Here is an 18124-nt window from a genome sequence, read left to right as displayed (position 1 = left end):
GCTGCGCCGGGAGCCGCCGATCACATATTCGGGTAGTTCGGGCCGTCCGCACCTTGCGGGCAGGTCCAGACGATATTCTGCGACGGGTCCTTGATGTCGCAGGTTTTGCAATGGACGCAGTTTTGGAAATTGATCTGGAACCGCGCCTCGTCCCCCTCTCCGATAACCTCATAGACGCCGGCGGGGCAGTAACGCTGCGCCGGTTCGGCATATTGCGGAAGGTTCACATCAATCGGGATCGACGGGTCTTTCAGCTTCAGATGCGAGGGCTGCGATTCCTCGTGATTGGTAAAGCTGAAGCTGACATTGGTGAGCCGGTCGAAGCTGAGCTTGCCATCGGGCTTAGGATACTCGATCTGCTTGTAATCCGCAGCCTTTCCGGTCGCCTCCGCGTCGGTCTTGCCGTGCTTCCACGTTCCAAGCGGGTTCCAGCCGGTCAGATTGGCGACCCACATATCGAAACCACCAAGCGCCAGCGACGCGGTCAGGCCAAGTTTCGACCAGAGCGGTTTGACGTTGCGCACCGGCTTCAGATCCTTCGCGATCGGGCCGGAGCGGAGATCGTCCTCGTAAGCGGTCAGTTCATCACCTTCACGACCTTCCGCAATTGCAGCAGCAGCGGCGTTGGCAGCAGCGATGCCCGAGAACATGGCGTTATGATTGCCCTTGATCCGCGGCACGTTGACCAGACCGGCCGAACAACCCAGCAGAACCCCGCCGGGGAAGCTGAGTTTCGGGATCGACTGCCAGCCGCCTTCGCTGATCGCGCGGGCCCCGTAGGCGACGCGCTTCCCGCCTTCCAGCAGTTCGGCGACCATCGGATGATGCTTGAAACGCTGGAATTCCATATAGGGGAACAGCCACGGATTGGCGTAGTTCAGGTGGACGACGAAGCCGATCAGCACCTGATTATCCTCGAAATGATAGATGAACGATCCGCCGCCCGCGTTCTTGCCGAGCGGCCAGCCCATCGTATGGGTGACGGTGCCGGGCTTGAATTTCGCCGGGTCGATCTCCCAGATCTCTTTCATGCCGAGGCCGAATTTCTGCGGCTCATGCCCGTCGGAAAGGTTGAACTTCGCCATCACCTCTTTCGACAGCGACCCCCGCACGCCCTCGGCCAGCATCACATATTTGCCACGCAGTTCCATGCCGGGCTCATATTGCGGACCCGGAGTGCCATCGGCGTTCAGCCCCATCTCCCCCGCGACGACACCGGCCACGCGATCGCCGTCCCAGACGATTTGCGAACAGGCCATGCCGGGGAAAATTTCGACGCCCATCCCCTCTGCCTGCTCCGCCATCCAGCGGGTGACATTGCCCATCGAGACGATGTATTTGCCGTGGTTCGACATCAGGGGCGGCATCGGCCAGTTCGGCACCCGCATCTGACCGGATTCGCCGAGGATGTAGAAATTATCCTTGGTCACCTCTTGTTTAACCGGCGCGCCCTTTTCGGCCCAGTCCGGCATCAGCGCATCAAGGCCCGCCGTGTCCAGAACCGCACCCGACAGGATATGCGCCCCGATTTCGGAGCCTTTTTCCAGCACGACGACATTCAGATCCTCATTGATCTGTTTCAGCCGGATTGCCGCGGACAGGCCCGCAGGACCGCCGCCGACGATGACAACGTCGAAATCCATCGACTCGCGTTCAATGCTATTTTCCTGTCCGGTCATGGCTTGCCCTCCGCTCGCGTTTACCTGTCTGTAACTAGACGGCTGAAACCGGGTCGGCAATGTTTACGCGGCGGTGCAGCACTCATGTTAACGCTAATTTAGTGGTTTAGAGGGTGAAGTGGACGCAAAAACGGGGAAAATCTCGGCGATGCTTTGCCTAAATGATGGCTTGCGGCTTGCAATAAGGGACCGGATCGGGGAACGCTGGTCATAACGGAATCGCACCCCTGCCATTCGTTTGGCGGGGGTTTTGTACAACCCAACCGCGCCAGAAGCGCAGAACGAACTAGGAAAGACCATGGAAAAGATCCCGATGACCCGCGCCGGTTATGACAGGCTGGATGCAGAGCTGCGCGATCTGAAAGGGACCGAACGACCGGCTATCATTGCCGCCATTGCCGAGGCACGGTCCCACGGCGACCTGTCGGAAAATGCCGAATACCACTCCGCCCGCGAAAAGCAGAGCTTTATCGAGGGCCGGATACAGGAGCTTGAGCAGGTTCTGTCGCGCGCCGATGTGATCGATCCGACGAAGCTCTCCGGCTCGGTCAAGTTCGGGGCCACGGTGGTTTTGCTGGACGAGGATACGGATAAGGAAATCACCTATCAGATCGTCGGGGAGCATGAGGCCAATCTGGAAAACGGGCTGCTCAATCTGCGCTCGCCGCTGGCCCGCGCCCTGATCGGGAAGGAAGAGGGCGACGAGATCGACGTCCAGACCCCCGGTGGCGTGCGCAGCTACGAAATTCTGGAGGTACGGTTCGTGTGATGATGTCCCGGCGCGATTTGACGGATAAAGGCGATCGCGCCGCAATGATTGGTATCGGCCTGAGCGTGTTGTGGCTCGGGATGCTGCTGGTTCTGTGGCTGTTTTCGGGTAATGGAACGCAGGGTCCGGGTCGTTGGGTTTCCATCGTTGCGGCGGTCATGCCTCTCGCCCTGATCTGGATCGCGGTCGGGCTGGCGCGTGCCGTGAACGAATTGCGGGAGGAAGCAGCATCGCTGCGCGAGGAGATCGGGCGCAGCGCGCTGCGCGTGCCCGCCCCGCAGGAGCAGCGCGCGCCGCAAATCCCGTCCGCGCAGATGCCGGCGCGTCCCCGTCCCGCAGCGCCGACACAAAATAACCCTGCATCGACGCAGAGGGCGGCAGCGGCAAAGCCCGCTGGTCCGTCGCAGCCCCCACAAAGCCCGGCAGAGGTGCCGAGTGATCCAAGGCAGCACAGCTTCAGCCTTGATGCTCCCGAAGCGGTTGAACTCGCCCCACAGACGCTTATCCGCGCGCTGAACTTCCCCGATGGCCCGGACGATGTGGAAGCCGTTGCGGCGCTGCGCGAGACGCTGCGCGATCCCGCACAGGCCCGGCTGATCCGAAGCGCGCAGGACGTGGTCACGCTGCTTGCCGACCGGGGCATCTATACCGATGAGTTGGAACTGGAGCCCGCCAGCCCCGCAGCTTGGCGGCGATTCAGTGACGGCCAGCGCGGCAAGGCGGTCGCCGATGTCGGTGCGGTACGCGATCCGGAAATCATCGCCGCTGCGGTCGAGGCGATGCGTGGCGACGATGTGTTCCGCGATGCGGTTCACCATTTCCTGCGCCTCTTTGATCGCAGCGTGATGATGCTTCTGCCGCAGCTTTCCGACGATGAAATCGTCTGGATGTCCGACACACGATCCGCCCGCGCCTTCATGCTGCTGGCCCGTGCGGCAGGGCTATTCGGTCAGGAAAACTGAAACAGTTATTTGCGACCGAAGGGTGATGCTGCGCTTGCGTGTGGCCCGCATGCCGGTAAGTTGGCTGGACGTAATCTAGGCCAATCCAGATGACCGACAAACCTTCTCCAGCCTCGCGCCGGGCGCGAGCGTTTGAAGCCGCCCGCAACCGCGCAATGGCCCGCACGCCTGCGCAGTGTTTCAGACATGGTGCCTTGCAGTCGCTGCCGTTCTTGCTTGTCATCGGCCCGTTCGGGGTGTTGTTCGGCGTCGTCGCGACGGCGGCCGGGCTCAATATCGGTGAGGTCATGGGGTTCACCGTGCTGGTTTTTGCCGGGGCGTCGCAGTTTACCGCCCTTCAGCTGATGACCGATAACGCCCCTGTCTGGCTGGTGATCCTGTCGTCCATCGCGGTCAATCTGCGGATGGCGATGTATTCCGCCTCGCTGGTGCCGTGGCTTGGTGGGGCATCGGCCCGCGTGCGGATCTGGATTGCGCTTGGCCTGATCGACCAGACCTATGCCATGTCGATCGATCATTATCAGAGCGTGCCGCAACTCAGCCTTGCCCAGCGGATCGCCTATTTCGCGGGGACAGCGGTCGTGATGTGCGGCGCGTGGACATTGTGCAGCTTCCTTGGTGCCACGATGGGCAAGATCATCCCGGACAGCATTCCGCTGGATTTCGCGGTGCCGATCACGTTCCTTGCCATGATCGCACCGGCGCTGCGCAGCTTCGCCCATATCGCGGCGGCTGGTGTCGCTGTCGTCCTGTCGTTGCTGCTGGTCGGGCTTCCGCCCGGTGTCGGCACCATGATCGCGGCACTGATCGCAATGCTGGTCGGCGCGGCGGTTGAAACGGTGATGGTACGCCGGAGCGGGGGACAGCTATGAACGGGTACAGCACAGCCGAAATCTGGTTCATCATCCTGACCATTGCGCTCGGCACGTTTTTCCTGCGCTACAGCTTCCTCGGCGCCATCGGGAACCGGCCGATGCCGGAATGGTTGCTGCGGATGCTGCGCTATACCGCCGTTGCGGTGCTGCCGGCGCTGTCTGCCCCGCTGGTGCTGTGGCCAGCCGCGACAGACGGTCAGACCGATCCGGCACGGCTTGCAGCGGGGATTGCAACGCTGGGGGTCGGCTACGCCACCCGGAACACGCTGGCCGCGATCTTTGCAGGCGCGGCCACGCTGTTTATCGGGCTTTACCTGTCGTAAGCCTCAATCGAGCCGTCTTTCATCCGCAACAGATCGCCATGCACCAGACGCGGATCGTTGTCGCGATAGCTGGTGGATTGCACACCCGGAAGCGTCAGGAACCAGTCACGCATGCGGATCGGGCTGAACCCGCCCGGTGCGCCCTCGAACCCCGGAACCTTGTGCAGAACATTGGACGTGCCGACGGCGCAGAACGCCTTGTTGACCGCGCCGTTTTCCTGCGCTGCGCGCAAAGCGGCCTCCGCCACCTCCGGGCTGACCTGAACCGTATCGACGGTCACATAGTATCTTTCGCGCGGAAGGTTGCGGGCGTGATAGTCGATATAGACGTTCAGCATCTCCGGCGTGACACCGTAGAGCACATCTTGACGCTCGGGCGCGCGCGGATGGGCGAAGCTGCCCGCCGGATCGAAGATCACCCGCTGGCTGCCATTGATGAGAAGTGCGGTATGACCGCCCTCGCCCCGGACGAGGCCGATCACCGTGATCAGCGAAATTGAGGTGGGCTCGTTCGACGTATACCGGACAGACCGCACGGCCTCGTCACTCGCCCATTTGTTGTCGGCACCACAGGCTGCCAGAAACAGCGGCAGCGTAAGCGCGATCAATACTCGGCGCAGCATGTCAGGCGTTCGTCAGCGCCAGGAAAATCAAAACCACCCCTGCGAGAACGCAGACCCAGGTGGCAAAACGGACGAAGGAGGCGAACATTTTTTCATGTGCGCGGATGTCCATCGTTCCGGGTTCGTGCTCGGTTACTTCATTCTCTGCCATGACCTGTCCCTCATCGCGGCTATTTTTGTATTTAATAGCTTATCGGGACAGCCCTGTCACCCGGCAGCGGACCATAGCACAGCACCGTGATTGTCGGTGCCCGCCCGTGTGATCTGCCCAGCTTTGGCGAGGTAATTCAGATGCGCGACCGCCTCGACCAATGCCAGACCGAACTCCCCCTCTCCGATGGGACGTTTAAACAGCAGCGGAAAACACCCGACCGCAGAGCGGGGCGATTCGCCAAGCGCCACCCGCAGCCGTTCAAGCGCGGAGACATGGTTTTCGCGCATCTGCGTCAGGCGCAGCGGCAGGCCCCGGAACGGCAGCTTGTGACCGGGCAGGACGAGGTGCCGGTCCTCGGCCAATTCCGAAAACCGTGTGCAGCTGTCCAGCCACTCACCGACAGGGTTTGCCTTAGGCTCGGTCGGATAGACGCCAAGATTGGGCGAGATACCGGGCAAAAGCTGATCGCCGCCGATGACAAGATCGTCCTGCTGCGACCAGAACGTCGCGTGTTCCGGCGCGTGACCGTCCCCCGTCGCGATAAGCCAGTCGCGCCCGCCGAAACGCACCGTCTCGCCATCTATCAAACGCGTGTAGCCGGGCGGGATCGCATGCACCGAATCGACGAAGTTGAACGGCCGCTCGCCAGCGCGCTTAGCGACCAGTTCCGGCGGCATCCCGGCGGCCCGCCAGAACGAGATCGTCTCGGGCGTCGGGACTGGTTGTTCATCCAGCACCAGCATCCGGGCCATCAGCCAGGCAGTGCGGGTCGTCCACAGCTCCGCCCCGTGATCCATGAACCAGCCTGCCAGACCCAGATGATCCGGGTGGTGATGGGTCGCGATGACCCGGTGAACCGGACGCCCTTGCAGCGGTTCGTCCAGCAGAACCTGCCAGATCGCGCGGCTTTTGCGGCTGTCGAAGCCGGTATCGACGACCGTCCAGCCGTCACCGTCCTCGAACGCGTAGACATTGACATGGTCCAGCTTCATCGGCAGCGGCTGGCGCATCCACAGGACACCGTCCGCGACTTCTACAGCGTCACCCTGGGCAGGTGGCTCCGCCCAGGGGTGAGAGATGCCGTCTGCCACGCTGACGCTCACGCCAGTCCCAGTGCCGCATCGCTGACCGCGTTCAGATCGGCGACCCCGGCCTCCAGCTCGGCCAGATCGGCGGCATTACGCGGCAGAATGCGGTCGATATAGATGCGCGCCAGAAGCTGCTCATCCTCGCCGCCGGCCATCGCCGCTTTCATGTGGAAATGCCCGCCGAGTACGCGCGCAAAGGCAGACAGATACGCCATCGCCCCGGCGAAACGGTCATCCATATCCATCTCCACCAGTTTCGTGGTCGCTTCGGAGAGGTTTTGCGCCGCGCTCCACAGGGCTTCCGCCCGTTCCGGACAGATTTTGCTGTTGCCGCGCGCATTGTCCATGATCTCGTCCAGAAGCGCCTGCGCCGCCGTGCCGCCATCCATCATCTTGCGCCCGACGAGGTCCATCGCCTGAATGCCGTTGGTGCCTTCGTAGATCGGCGTGATCCGAACGTCCCGGAGATATTGGGAGGCTCCGGTTTCCTCGATATAGCCCATGCCGCCATGCACCTGCACAGCCGTATCTGCTACACGGCATCCCACATCCGTGCCGTGGGTCTTGGCGATCGGGGTCAGAAGTGCCGCACGCGCCGCCCAGTCGGCATCCCCGGTCGCATCGGCCATATCAAGGGCCGTCGCACAGGCGAGGCAGATCGCACGGGCCGCAAACACCTCTGCCCGCGAGGTGGCGAGCATCCGGCGCACATCGGCATGCCGGATGATCGGACCGAATTGTTCGCGCTCGGCGGCATATTCCGTCGCCTTCTGCAGCGCCGCCTCTGCAACGCCCACGCCTTGCACACCGACACCCAGCCGGGCGGCATTCATCATGGTGAACATCGCGGCCATGCCGCCATGCTCCTTGCCGATCAGCCAACCCTTCGCGCCCTCATAGCTCATCACGCATGTGGGCGAGCCGTGAATGCCCATCTTATGTTCCAGGCTGACGGTTTTCAGGCTGTTCGCCTCACCCGGATTGCCGTTCTCGTCCGGCAGGTATTTCGGGACCATGAACAGGCTGATCCCCTTGGTGCCCTGCACCCCGTCCGGCAAGCGGGCCAGCACGGCATGACAGGTGTTTTCCGTCACATCGCTGTCGCCCCAGGTGATGAAAATCTTCTGCCCGGTGATCGAATAGGTGCCATCGCCATTCGGTTCGGCCTTCGATTTCAGCGCACCGACATCCGAACCGGCCTGCGGCTCGGTCAGGTTCATGGTGCCGTTCCATTCGCCCGAGATCAGCTTGGGCAGATAAAGCGCCTTCAGTTCGTCGCTGGCATGATGCTCAAGCGCCTCGATCTGGCCTTGCGTCAGCAGCGGGTTCAGCTGCAACGCAAGACATGCCCCCGCCATCATGTCGGCAACCGACATATTGATCGCCTGCGGAAGCCCAGCCCCGCCATATTCCGGGTCGGCGGAAAGCCCGATCCAGCCGCCCTCGGCAATGGCCTGAAACCCTTTGTTGAAGCCGGGGGAAGAGCGCAGGACGCCATTCTCAAGCCGCGCGGGATGCTGATCGCCTGCCTCGTTCAGCGGGGCGAGCACTTCGGAGGTCATACGCCCCGCCTCCGTCAGAATGGCGTCAACCATGTCCGGCGAGGCTTCGGTGAATTTCTCCGTCCCGGAAACCTCGGGAAAGGAAACGACGCTGTTCAGGATAAAGCGAATCTGTTCGACTGGTGCGTGGTACGGCATCTGCTCCCCTCCCCGGCTTGCTCTGGCGAAAACCGGCGTCTATGACATCAAACGATCTGCACAGATTACAAGCCGGACGCGCCCCGGCAACCCATCCTGTCCCGAAACCCTGCGTAACTCCGCCCAGAAACCTGATGACCGAAGAAACCCGACTGCTCGCCCCGGAGGCCGAACATATAGCTTATGCGGCGATGATGCTGGCACGGGGCAAGCTGGTCGGGATGCCGACGGAGACGGTTTACGGGCTGGCGGCGGATGCCCGCAACGCACAGGCAGTGGCAGCGATATACGCGGCAAAGGGGCGGCCGAGCTTCAATCCGCTGATCGTCCACGCCCCCGATCTGGGGGTCGCTTCGCAGATCGGGGAATTCAGCGGCGAGGCATTGCGGGTAGCGGAGAGCTTCTGGCCGGGGGCGCTGACCCTCGTGGTTCCGCTTCGCCCCGATGCCGGGATTGCCTCGCTCGTGACCGCTGGGCTCGACACGGTCGCCATTCGCGTGCCCGCCCATCCGGTCGCGCAGGACCTGCTGCACAGCTTCGGTGGTGTCGTCGCCGCACCATCCGCCAACCCTTCCGGCAGGATCAGCCCCACGACCGCGCAGCATGTGCTGGATGGGCTGGGTAACAAGCTGGCAGTCATTCTGGATGCCGGGCCTTGTCCCGTCGGGCTGGAATCCACGATCATCGGCTGGCAGGACGGTGTCCCGGTTCTTCTGCGTCCGGGCGGTTTGCCGGCGGAGGTCATTGCAGACTGCCTCGGTCGCGCGCCTTTGCCCCCTGCCGCAAACCCCGACCGGCCTGCTGCACCGGGCATGCTGTCCAGCCACTACGCCCCCACTGCATCGGTACGGCTGAACGCTTTCGAGGCGGAAGCGGGAGAGTTTCTGATCGGCTTCGGCCCTGTTTCCGGCGATGCCAGCCTTTCGCCTTCGGGCGATCTGGTGGAGGCGGCGGCACGGCTGTTCGACATTCTGCATCTGGCGGATGCGGCCGGACAGCCGATTGCCGTGGCCCCGATTCCCGATCACGGCCTCGGCCGCGCCATCAACGACCGGCTGAGGCGCGCCGCCGCGCCCCGTTAGGCCCGGCCTGCCGCGCCTGACAATAGCAGCGGATCGACGCCAAGCGCCCGCAAAGCCCTGAGCCAGACCGTGTCCGGATCACCGAAAGCATAATCCGGGTCCATTTCCCCGGTCAGCCAGCCATTCGCTCGGATTTCGCTGTCAAGCTGACCCGGTCCCCAACCGGCATAGCCAAGCGCCAGCATCGCACGCTCCGGGCCCCGCCCCCTTGCCAGTTCAAGCAGGATGCCGCGCGTCGTCGTCACCTCAAGCCCGGAGCCGACCTGTATGGAGCCCTCCTGTGTCTCATCGCGCTCAGGATGCAGGACAAAACCACGCACGGGCTCGACCGGACCGCCGGTCCGCACTGACAGATCGGGGGCGTTTGCGGCGTCCTTGATTTCCAGCATCTCCAGAAGCTGTGCGAACTTCATGCCCTTGATCGGCTGGTTCAGAACGATTCCCATTGCCCCGTCATCGCCATAGGCGCAGATCAGCACGACCGAATGCGCGAAACGCGGATCGGCCATGTCTGGCATGGCAATCAGGATCTTGCCGGTCAGGTCGCTGTCGGGGTTCATATCGTTCTCCTGCCCTCTAAGATCAGTTGCGCGGACCGGATCTGCAACCCCGCTGGACTTCGCCCGTACCGAAAAGGTGATTTCAGCCGACACCCGAGACGGGGTAATCAGGCGGCATGAGATATGCGCTGATCCTGTCCGTTCTTGTCGCCTTGCCCGCCCATGCTGCGGACGATCTTCCGCAAGGGCTGCAATCGGCGCGCCTGCTGCCGGGCTGGACCGACACCGACGGAAACCGCATCGCGGCGCTTGAACTGGTGCTGGAACCCGGATGGAAAACCTATTGGCGCAGCCCCGGCGATACCGGGCTGCCGCCGGAATTCGACTGGCAGGGCAGCAATATCGGCGACGTCGCGTTTCACTGGCCCGCCCCGGAGGAGATCGAATCGGCGGGGCTCAGAACGCTTGGTTATCACGACCGGCTGGTGCTGCCGTTTACCGTGACCCCCGCCGAGAGTAACGCGCCGGTCGGGCTTTCGGCCGAAGTGACCTTCGGTCTGTGCGAGAATATCTGTATCCCGGCGAAGCTGACCCTTGCTGCACCCTCTGCCGGTAACGCGCCCGATCCGGTGATCGAGACCGCAATCGCGCGCGCGCCAACTCCCGGCACGCCGCTGCCCGCCTGCACCATCGGCGAGATCGAGGATGGCATGGTCGTCACCCTTTCCTTGCCCGATCCCGATGCGCTTGTCGCCGTGGAATATACCGGCGATCCCGATATCTGGATCTCTGCCCCGCAAATATCGGCGGACGGGACCGAGGCGGCGGCGGATCTCGTCGCGCCCAGCGGCAAACCCTTCCCGCTCGATCCCACGCAGATCGTGCTGACCAGCATCACCGATGACGGCGCGACCGAGTATCAGGGCTGCGCCGCCGGATAGGCTCAGACGCCGAGACACCACCTGACGACGGCCTTCTGCGCGTGCAGACGGTTTTCGGCTTCGTCGAAGATCACCGAATGCGGGCCATCCATGACCGCGCTCGTCGCCTCATCATTGCGATGCGCGGGCAGGCAATGCATGAACAACGCATCCGGCTTTGCCTTCGCCATCAGTTCCTCATTGACCTGATAGCCGCGAAGCTGGTTGTGCCGCCGCTCCTTCGCGGATTCTGGGTCGTGCATCGAGACCCATGTATCGGTCACAACCAGATCGGCGCCGTTCACTGCTTTATAAGGATCACGCTCGATCTCGGCTTTGACGCCCTGATCGCGTGCGAAATCGACCCACTCCCGCTCCGGGTCCAGCGTCTGCGGCCCGGTGAAGGTGAAATCGAAGCCGAACTGCCCTGCCGCCTGAAGATAGCTTGCGCAGACATTGTTGCCGTCGCCCGACCAGACGACTTTCTTGCCGGCAATCGGGCCGCGATGCTCTTCATAGGTCAGCACATCGGCCATGATCTGACAGGGATGGGTGCGGTTGGTCAGCCCGTTGATGACCGGCACCGTGGCGTATTCGGCCATTTCCAGCAGCGTCGCTTCCTCGAAGGTGCGGATCATGATCAGATCGACATAGCGCGACAGGACACGGGCGGTATCGGCAATCGTCTCCCCATGACCAAGCTGCATTTCCTTGCCCGACAGCACCATCGTCTGCCCGCCCATCTGACGCACACCGACATCGAAGCTGACGCGGGTCCGGGTGGAGGGCTTTTCGAAGATCAGCGCGACCATGCGTCCGGCCAGCGGCGTGTCATCGTCAACCGTCCCTTTGGGGCGACCGTTGCGCGCCGCCTTCATGGCATGGGCTTTGTCGATGATGCTGCGAAGTTCTTCTTTGGGCGTCGTATGGATATCGAGGAAATGGTTCATTTGCATGTCTTTCAGCGTGTCGGGCCAGCAAGCCCGGATCGGGGGGCGGGGTCAAGGGGGCCATAGCCCCGGCCGCATATTCGCGCGGCTTCCCGTCATGTTTCGGAGATGGTCAGCGCGACCCTATCGTCGCCGGGTCATGACGCGGACAGGCTGACCCTCGGCATCGGGGCGGATCGCATCGCCCTGAAAACCTGCCTTTTCATAGGCCCGGACAGCGCGAAGGTTGTGCGGTGCAGGATCAATGGCGAGCGTCGAGGCATCGGCCAGAAGCAGATCCCCAAGTGCGCGCAACCAGGCCCCGCCATGACCTTGTCCCTGCGGACCACCAAAGACGTCGATGGCCAGCGTATCCTCAGGCAGATCGGTAAAATGCGGCGCAGGCCAGTGATTGGCCGGGTAATACTGGGCGTAACCCAAATCGATCCCATCCCGGCAGGCGATGACCTGATGCATGACCGGGTTTTCCATATCCTCACCCATCAAGGCGATCTGGCGATCCGGACCCGGCCACCATTCCGCCACCAGCGGTTGCCGCAGCCATTCCGCCAGCATTGGCAGATCGGCCGCGACGACGGGTCTGAAGCTGTAATCAGCCATCGAGGCTCCCTGCCGCCTTGTCGAGCCGCGCGACTGCCTCGGTAATCTCCTCATCCGTGATATTCAGCGGCGGCAACAGACGCAGCGTGTTGTCGGCAGCGGCGACAGTCAGGATATGCTGCGCATAACCCGCATTCACCATATCGCCCGGCGCGACCTTGCATTTCAGGCCCAGCATAAGCCCCTGCCCCCGCACCGCGTCAAACACATCAGGATGCGCGTCCACCAGCCCTTCCAGCTTCTGCCGCATCAGCGACGCCTTGCGCCCCACCTCCGCCAGAAACGCATCTTCTGCCACGATCTCCATCACCCGAGCGCCCACGGCACAGGCGAGCGGATTGCCGCCATAGGTGGACCCGTGAGAGCCCGCGACCATTCCCGAAGCGGCGTCTTCCGTCGCCAGAACCGCACCGAGCGGGAAGCCGCCGCCGATCCCTTTCGCAACCATCATGATATCCGGCGCGATCCCGGCATATTCATGCGCAAACAGCCGCCCGGTCCGGCCCATGCCGCATTGCACCTCGTCCAGGATCAGCAATGCGCCGACTTCATCACACAGTCTGCGGATTTCCTTGAGGTCGCTGTCCTCAAGCGGGCGAATGCCGCCTTCACCCTGTATAGGCTCCAGCATGACGGCACAGGTCTGATCGCTGATCGCTGCTTTGAGCGCCTCCATATCCCCCCACGGCAATTGCCTGAAACCGGGCATCAACGGGCCGAAACCCTTCACCATCTTCTCCGACCCCGCAGCCGCAATCGCCCCGGTGGAGCGGCCGTGAAAAGCCCCTTCAAACGTCAGGATCTCGATCCGCTCGGGCTGACCCCGGTGATCCCAGAACTTCCGCGCCATCTTGATCGCAAGCTCGGCGGCCTCCGTCCCGGAATTGGTAAAGAAAACCGTATCGGCAAAGCTGTGCGCAACCAGAAGATCAGCCAGCCGTTCCTGCTGCGGGATCTTGTAAAGGTTCGAGACATGCCAGATCTTGCCCGCCTGATCGGTCAGCGCAGCCACCAGATCGGGGTTCGCATGACCCAGCACGTTCACCGCAATCCCCGCACCCAGATCGAGATATCGCGTCCCGTCCGCCGTGATCGCCCATGAGCCTTCGCCACGCTCGAACGCCATCGGCGCGCGGTTATAAGTCGGCAGAACATGCGGAAAGTCGGACATCGGAAGGCTCCTTCAACTGGCCTTGAACGGATTAGCAGATGGAATTGCCACGTTTAGCCGCCGGACATGCGGGATCGCGCGCCTCAGCGGCGTCGGGGACGGGAAAAAAGGGCGGTCCGTACGATCATGGAATGTTGAATGCGTCAAAACCGCCCGCCGGGCAAGGGTTATTTTCGCTGCCAGAGATCCCAGCGATTGCCCCAGAGGTCGCGGAACTTGGCGACCCGGCCATATTCGGTCTCGCGCGGCGCTTCCTCGAAACGGACCCCAGCGGCGATCATCCGGCCGTAATCCGCCTGATAATCATCGCTGTGCAGAAAGAACCCGACCCGCCCGCCGGTCTGATCCCCGATCCGGTCCGCCTGCGCCTGCCCGTCCGCGCGCGCCAGCAGGATCGCACAGCCGCCACTTTTCGGCGCGACGACAACCCATCGTTTCGGGCGGCCATCATCGGTCAGCGACGGCACATCCTCGACCAGCCGGAAATCGAGCGCGGTCTGAAACCACCCAATCGCCCGGTCATAATCATCGACAACAAGCGTGACGAGGGCGAGATGACTCACGGTTTCATCCGATACCCGCTGCGCAGCAGATACAGGCAGGTGCCGCAGACCAGCAGCACGGAGAACAGGCAGATCGCGAACCCCAGCACGGGGCTCGAATCACTGACCCCGGTGAAACCGTAGCGGGCACCGTCGATCAGGTAGAAAATCGGATTCGCATGGCTGATTGCGCGGAAAAACGGCGGCAGCGCCTGAATGGAATAGAACGTGCCGGACAGAAAGCTCAGCGGGGTGACAACGAAATTCGTCAGCGCCGCCATCTGGTCAAATTTCTGCGCCATGATCCCGCCGATCAGCCCCAGCCCGCCCATCAGCAGCGCACCCAGCCCGATGAACACCGCAGCCACCAGCGGATGCTGCGGCAACTGCCCGATCATGACCATCATCCCGATCCCGATCACCAGCGCCACAAGCGCCGCCCGTGCAACCGCGCCGATCAGATAACCCGTCAGGATCTCCCCTGCCGACAAAGGCGGCATCAGCGTATCGATGATATTCCCCTGCATTTTCGAGCTGATCATGCTGGAGGAGGTGTTGGCAAAGCTGTTCTGGATTACCGTCATCATCAGGATACCCGGCCCGAGAAAGGCGATATAGGGCAGGCCCATGATCTCCCGGTCGCCCCGGCCAAGCGCTATGGAAAACACGACCACGAACAGCCCCGCCGTCATCAGCGGCGCGAACACCGTCTGTTGCCAGACGGACATGAAACGGCTGATCTCACGTTGGGCGAGTGTCCATAGCCCAAGCCAGTTGATACGGCCAAAGCGGCGCGCGCCCATAGGCCGGCGGATAATCGGATCGATTTCTGTCATGGCTCGCTTCTTGAATTGGCAGGCGTGGCAGGATATTTCACGGTATTCCCGGTGTGACCGGGCAAGTCTGGAATTGCAAGATGGGCGGGGGACCGCCGGAAAGGCTGAAATGTCCTGGACCGACGAGCGCGTGGAAACCCTGAAGCGGATGTGGGGCGAAGGCCAGTCTGCCAGCCAGATCGCGAAAGAGCTGGGCGGCGTCACCCGCAATGCGGTGATCGGCAAGGTTCACCGGCTCGGCCTGTCGAATCGGGACGAGGGCGAATCGGATGCCGCAGCTTCCGCCGAACCGGCAAAGGCAGAGGCGAAGGCCAAGCCCGCTGCAAAGGCCAAAGCGAAGGCGGAGCCTGCAAAGGCGGAGGCAAAGCCGAAAGCCGCTGAGCCGGAGCCCGAGCCCGCGACGGAATCGGCCTCTCCGCCGCCGCAGCCTTCGTTCAACGCGCGCCGCCAGATCGTGCCCGCCGGCCAACCCCTGCCGCCGCAGCCCTCGGCCAATGAAATCAGCCCGGAAGCCTTGGCCAATGTCCGCGAGGTCGAGAAGAAGGCCCGCAAGCTCTCGCTGATGGAACTGACGGAGCGGACCTGCAAATGGCCCATCGGTGACCCGGCGACGGAGAAATTCTGGTTCTGCGGCCTGCCCTCACAGGCAGGGAAGCCTTATTGCGAGGCGCATGTCGGCGTAGCCTTCCAGCCGATGAGCTCTCGCCGCGACCGCCGTCGCTGAGCGACGACTGGCCGCGTGGCAGGCGGGTGCAGCATGACAGAGATTGACGCGCGCGGTCTGCTCTGCCCGCTTCCGGTGCTCCGGCTGCGCAAGGTGTTGCTGGGGCTCGAACCCGGCGCGCGTGTGGCGCTGATCGCCACGGACAAGATGGCGATGGTCGATGTTCCGCATTTCTGCGCCGAGGCCGGGCATATTTTGATCGCATCGACTGCCCAACCCGACGGCGCCACACGGTTCGAGGTTCAGCGCGGCGACCCGATGGATTGCCGCGCGAGACCAGCGTAGCGTAAGCGCGGCCTAACGCACCTGCCCCAAACGACCAGCCGCAATCGCTGCCATATTCAGAATGTCGTTCACGGTAGAGGAGGTCGAGCAGATCTGGATCGGCTGATCCACCCCCGTCAGGATCGGCCCGATGACCGTAGCACCCGCCATTTCCTGCATCAGCTTCACGGAGATGGAGGCAGAGTGCCGCGCCGGGACAACCAGCACATTGGCCGGTCCGGTCAGGCGGGAGAACGGGTATTTCGCCGCCTGCTCCATATTCAGCGCGACATCCACGGTCATCTCGCCCTCATACTCGAAATCGATCCGGCGGGCGTCGAGGACATGGGTCGCCTCGGCCATCTTCTCGGCCCGCTCACTGACCGGGTAGCCGAAATTCGAGAAGGACAGGAACGCCACGCGCGGCTCCAGCCCCAGATGGCGGGCGACATGCGCGCCGCGCACGGCAATATCGGCAAGGTCCTCCGCTTCCGGCCATTCATGGACCAGCGTATCCCCGATCAACACGATCCGGCCCTTATGCAGCACGGCGGTAATCCCGACGGTCCCATCCTGCGGGCGCACGTCGAAAACCTGCCCGATCTGCGACAGCACATGGGCGTTCTTCCGCGTCGCCCCCGTCACCAGCCCGTCGCCATGACCATGCGCCAGCATCAGCGAGGCGAAGACATGGCGGTCGCGATTGACCTCCTTATGCGCGTCCTCGCGGTCCACCCCCTTGCGCTGCAAACGCGCGTAGAGAAAATCGTGATAGGCGTCGAGGTGGCGGGTGTTGGCGGCGTTGACAACTGTCAACTCTCGAACCGCCTCGCCAAGACCCGCAGCCTCCAGCTTCTTGCGCACATCGTCGTCGCGCCCAACAACGATGGACGAGCCCATCCCGCCACGCTGCCAAGCCACAGCGGCGCGAAGCACGCGCGGATCGTCGCCCTCGGCAAAGATCATGCGGGCCTGATGCTGCCGGGCGCGGGCATGGATGCCTTGCAGGATCGCGGCGGTCGGGTCCATACGGGCCTGAAGCGCGTCGCGATATGCCTCCATGTCGATGATCGGACGGCGCGCGACGCCGGTGTCCATCCCGGCTTTTGCCACGGCAGGCGGTACGACATGGATCAGGCGCGGGTCGAACGGCGTCGGAATGATATAGTCGCGCCCGAATTGCAGCTTGCGCCCATAGGCCACGGCGACCTCGTCCGGGACGTCCTCGCGGGCCAATTCGGCCAAAGCCTGCGCGCAGGCGATCTTCATCTCGTCATTGATCGCGCGGGCATGGATATCGAGCGCGCCGCGGAACAGATAGGGAAAGCCCAGCACATTATTCACCTGATTGGGATAATCGCTGCGACCCGTCGCCACGATGGCATCGGCGCGCACGGCATGGGCGTCTTCCGGCGTAATTTCGGGGTCGGGGTTGGCCATGGCGAAGATGACCGGGTTATCGGCCATGCTCTCCACCATCTCAGGCGTTACCGCGCCCTTGGCTGAAACGCCCAGAAACACGTCCGCGCTCTTCATCGCCTCGTCCAGCGTGCGGGCCTCGGTCACGACGGCATGGGCCGATTTCCACTGGTTCATCCCTTCGGTGCGGCCCTGATAGATCACGCCCTTGGTGTCGCAGATGATGCAGTTGTCGTGCCGCGCGCCCATGGCTTTCAGCAGTTCCAGACAGGCGATGCCCGCAGCACCAGCGCCGTTCAGCACGATCCGCACATCCTCGATCCGCTTGCCCGACAACTCCAGCGCATTGATCAGCCCTGCCGCACAGATCACCGCGGTGCCGTGCTGGTCATCGTGAAAGACGGGGATGTCCATCAGCTCTTTCAGGCGGCTTTCGATGATGAAGCACTCAGGCGCCTTGATATCCTCAAGATTGATGCCGCCGAAACTCGGCCCCATCAGCTTGACCGCGTTGATGATCTCATCGGGGTCTTCGGTGTCGAGTTCGATATCAATCGCGTTCACATCGGCAAAGCGCTTGAACAGAACCGCCTTGCCTTCCATCACCGGCTTGGAGGCGAGCGCGCCAAGGTTCCCCAGCCCCAGAATCGCGGTCCCGTTCGAGACGACGGCGACGAGATTGCCCTTGGTCGTGTAGTCATACGCGGTCTCGGGCCGCTCCGCGATGGCCTCTACCGGCACGGCCACACCCGGCGAATAGGCCAGCGACAAATCCCGCTGTGTCGCCATCGGCGTCGAAGGCACGACGTCGAATTTCCCCGGACGCGGCTCCATATGATAGGAAAGCGCCTCTTCCGACGTGATACGGGCGGTGCGGGGTTTGTTGTCGCTCATCGGTCCTCCGGCCTTGGTGGGCCATGTCTACGCAAGCACCGGGGAAGCC

The 18124-nt window shown here is 63.0% G+C and carries 20 protein-coding genes; 8 read left to right on the top strand and 12 right to left on the bottom strand.

The window, feature by feature from the left end; translation table 11 throughout:
* Positions 1 to 20: 20 nt before the first annotated feature.
* A complete protein-coding gene (locus PAF12_RS15380) occupies positions 21 to 1679 on the bottom strand; it encodes an electron transfer flavoprotein-ubiquinone oxidoreductase (RefSeq protein ID WP_271107893.1) in 1659 nt (552 codons plus the stop codon).
* 298 nt (positions 1680 to 1977) lie between these two features.
* Here PAF12_RS15380 and greA point away from each other — a divergent pair, with 298 nt between their 5' ends.
* The 4 genes from greA (at position 1978) to PAF12_RS15360 (ending at position 4608) form a co-directional block, all read left to right on the top strand.
* On the top strand, positions 1978 to 2448 hold the full coding sequence (gene greA, locus PAF12_RS15375; RefSeq protein ID WP_271107892.1) for a transcription elongation factor GreA: 471 nt from the start codon (positions 1978 to 1980) through the stop codon (positions 2446 to 2448).
* A 44-nt stretch (positions 2449 to 2492) separates the two neighbouring features.
* Positions 2493 to 3410, top strand: coding sequence for a hypothetical protein (locus PAF12_RS15370; RefSeq protein ID WP_271107891.1), 918 nt, complete (start codon positions 2493 to 2495; stop codon positions 3408 to 3410).
* Positions 3411 to 3499: 89 nt separating this feature from the next.
* Entirely contained in the window at positions 3500 to 4282 is a 783-nt protein-coding gene (locus tag PAF12_RS15365; protein WP_368045147.1) for an AzlC family ABC transporter permease, read from the top strand.
* On the top strand, positions 4279 to 4608 hold the full coding sequence (locus tag PAF12_RS15360; protein WP_271107890.1) for an AzlD domain-containing protein: 330 nt from the start codon (positions 4279 to 4281) through the stop codon (positions 4606 to 4608). Before PAF12_RS15365 ends, PAF12_RS15360 begins: the two co-directional genes overlap by 4 nt.
* On the opposite strand, the gene PAF12_RS15355 is transcribed toward PAF12_RS15360, so the two are convergent.
* The 4 genes from PAF12_RS15355 to PAF12_RS15340 are packed head-to-tail and all read right to left on the bottom strand — an operon-like array spanning position 4596 to position 8173.
* Positions 4596 to 5231, bottom strand: coding sequence for a hypothetical protein (locus PAF12_RS15355; protein WP_271107889.1), 636 nt, complete (start codon positions 5229 to 5231; stop codon positions 4596 to 4598). The genes PAF12_RS15360 and PAF12_RS15355 overlap by 13 nt on opposite strands.
* Position 5232: 1 nt before the next feature.
* Complete coding sequence (locus PAF12_RS15350) at positions 5233 to 5382, bottom strand: aa3-type cytochrome c oxidase subunit IV (protein ID WP_271107888.1); 150 nt, start codon at positions 5380 to 5382, stop codon at positions 5233 to 5235.
* Positions 5383 to 5438: 56 nt separating this feature from the next.
* Positions 5439 to 6488, bottom strand: coding sequence for an MBL fold metallo-hydrolase (locus tag PAF12_RS15345; RefSeq protein ID WP_271107887.1), 1050 nt, complete (start codon positions 6486 to 6488; stop codon positions 5439 to 5441).
* Entirely contained in the window at positions 6485 to 8173 is a 1689-nt protein-coding gene (locus PAF12_RS15340) for an acyl-CoA dehydrogenase (RefSeq protein ID WP_271107886.1), read from the bottom strand. Before PAF12_RS15340 ends, PAF12_RS15345 begins: the two co-directional genes overlap by 4 nt.
* A 134-nt stretch (positions 8174 to 8307) precedes the next feature.
* Between PAF12_RS15340 and PAF12_RS15335 the strand changes: the two genes are divergently transcribed.
* The gene (locus PAF12_RS15335) at positions 8308 to 9255 is read left to right on the top strand and encodes an L-threonylcarbamoyladenylate synthase (protein ID WP_271107885.1); all 948 of its coding nucleotides are present in this window, start codon (positions 8308 to 8310) and stop codon (positions 9253 to 9255) included.
* Here the strand turns inward: PAF12_RS15335 and PAF12_RS15330 are convergent.
* Positions 9252 to 9815, bottom strand: coding sequence for a YqgE/AlgH family protein (locus PAF12_RS15330; RefSeq protein ID WP_271107884.1), 564 nt, complete (start codon positions 9813 to 9815; stop codon positions 9252 to 9254). The genes PAF12_RS15335 and PAF12_RS15330 overlap by 4 nt on opposite strands.
* A gap of 116 nt (positions 9816 to 9931) precedes the next feature.
* Here PAF12_RS15330 and PAF12_RS15325 point away from each other — a divergent pair, with 116 nt between their 5' ends.
* Complete coding sequence (locus PAF12_RS15325) at positions 9932 to 10696, top strand: protein-disulfide reductase DsbD domain-containing protein (RefSeq protein ID WP_271107883.1); 765 nt, start codon at positions 9932 to 9934, stop codon at positions 10694 to 10696.
* A gap of 2 nt (positions 10697 to 10698) precedes the next feature.
* Here the strand turns inward: PAF12_RS15325 and argF are convergent, their stop codons facing one another.
* From argF to PAF12_RS15300, 5 genes are all read right to left on the bottom strand, one after another.
* A complete protein-coding gene (argF, locus tag PAF12_RS15320; RefSeq protein ID WP_271107882.1) occupies positions 10699 to 11625 on the bottom strand; it encodes an ornithine carbamoyltransferase in 927 nt (308 codons plus the stop codon).
* 123 nt (positions 11626 to 11748) lie between these two features.
* Positions 11749 to 12225, bottom strand: a complete 477-nt coding sequence (locus PAF12_RS15315; protein WP_271107881.1) for a GNAT family N-acetyltransferase — start codon at positions 12223 to 12225, stop codon at positions 11749 to 11751.
* A complete protein-coding gene (locus PAF12_RS15310; RefSeq protein WP_271107880.1) occupies positions 12218 to 13396 on the bottom strand; it encodes an aspartate aminotransferase family protein in 1179 nt (392 codons plus the stop codon). Before PAF12_RS15310 ends, PAF12_RS15315 begins: the two co-directional genes overlap by 8 nt.
* Positions 13397 to 13563: 167 nt before the next feature.
* Complete coding sequence (locus PAF12_RS15305) at positions 13564 to 13959, bottom strand: VOC family protein (RefSeq protein WP_271107879.1); 396 nt, start codon at positions 13957 to 13959, stop codon at positions 13564 to 13566.
* Positions 13956 to 14774 carry an ABC transporter permease gene (locus tag PAF12_RS15300; protein WP_271107878.1) on the bottom strand — a complete coding sequence of 273 codons (819 nt, stop codon included), beginning with the start codon at positions 14772 to 14774 and terminating at the stop codon, positions 13956 to 13958. Before PAF12_RS15300 ends, PAF12_RS15305 begins: the two co-directional genes overlap by 4 nt.
* 109 nt (positions 14775 to 14883) lie before the next feature.
* Between PAF12_RS15300 and PAF12_RS15295 the strand changes: the two genes are divergently transcribed.
* Both PAF12_RS15295 and PAF12_RS15290 read left to right on the top strand, forming a co-directional pair.
* Positions 14884 to 15498 carry a GcrA family cell cycle regulator gene (locus tag PAF12_RS15295; protein ID WP_271107877.1) on the top strand — a complete coding sequence of 205 codons (615 nt, stop codon included), beginning with the start codon at positions 14884 to 14886 and terminating at the stop codon, positions 15496 to 15498.
* Between the two features lie 33 nt (positions 15499 to 15531).
* On the top strand, positions 15532 to 15783 hold the full coding sequence (locus PAF12_RS15290; protein WP_271107876.1) for a sulfurtransferase TusA family protein: 252 nt from the start codon (positions 15532 to 15534) through the stop codon (positions 15781 to 15783).
* A 12-nt stretch (positions 15784 to 15795) separates the two neighbouring features.
* Here PAF12_RS15290 and PAF12_RS15285 read toward each other — a convergent pair whose 3' ends face one another.
* Positions 15796 to 18075 carry an NADP-dependent malic enzyme gene (locus tag PAF12_RS15285; RefSeq protein ID WP_271107875.1) on the bottom strand — a complete coding sequence of 760 codons (2280 nt, stop codon included), beginning with the start codon at positions 18073 to 18075 and terminating at the stop codon, positions 15796 to 15798.
* Positions 18076 to 18124 lie beyond the last annotated feature (49 nt).

Origin of the sequence: Paracoccus sp. SCSIO 75233 (assembly GCF_027912675.1) — a bacterium.
Classification (GTDB): Bacteria; Pseudomonadota; Alphaproteobacteria; order Rhodobacterales; family Rhodobacteraceae; genus Paracoccus.
This window is presented reverse-complemented; position numbering and strand designations above follow the sequence as displayed.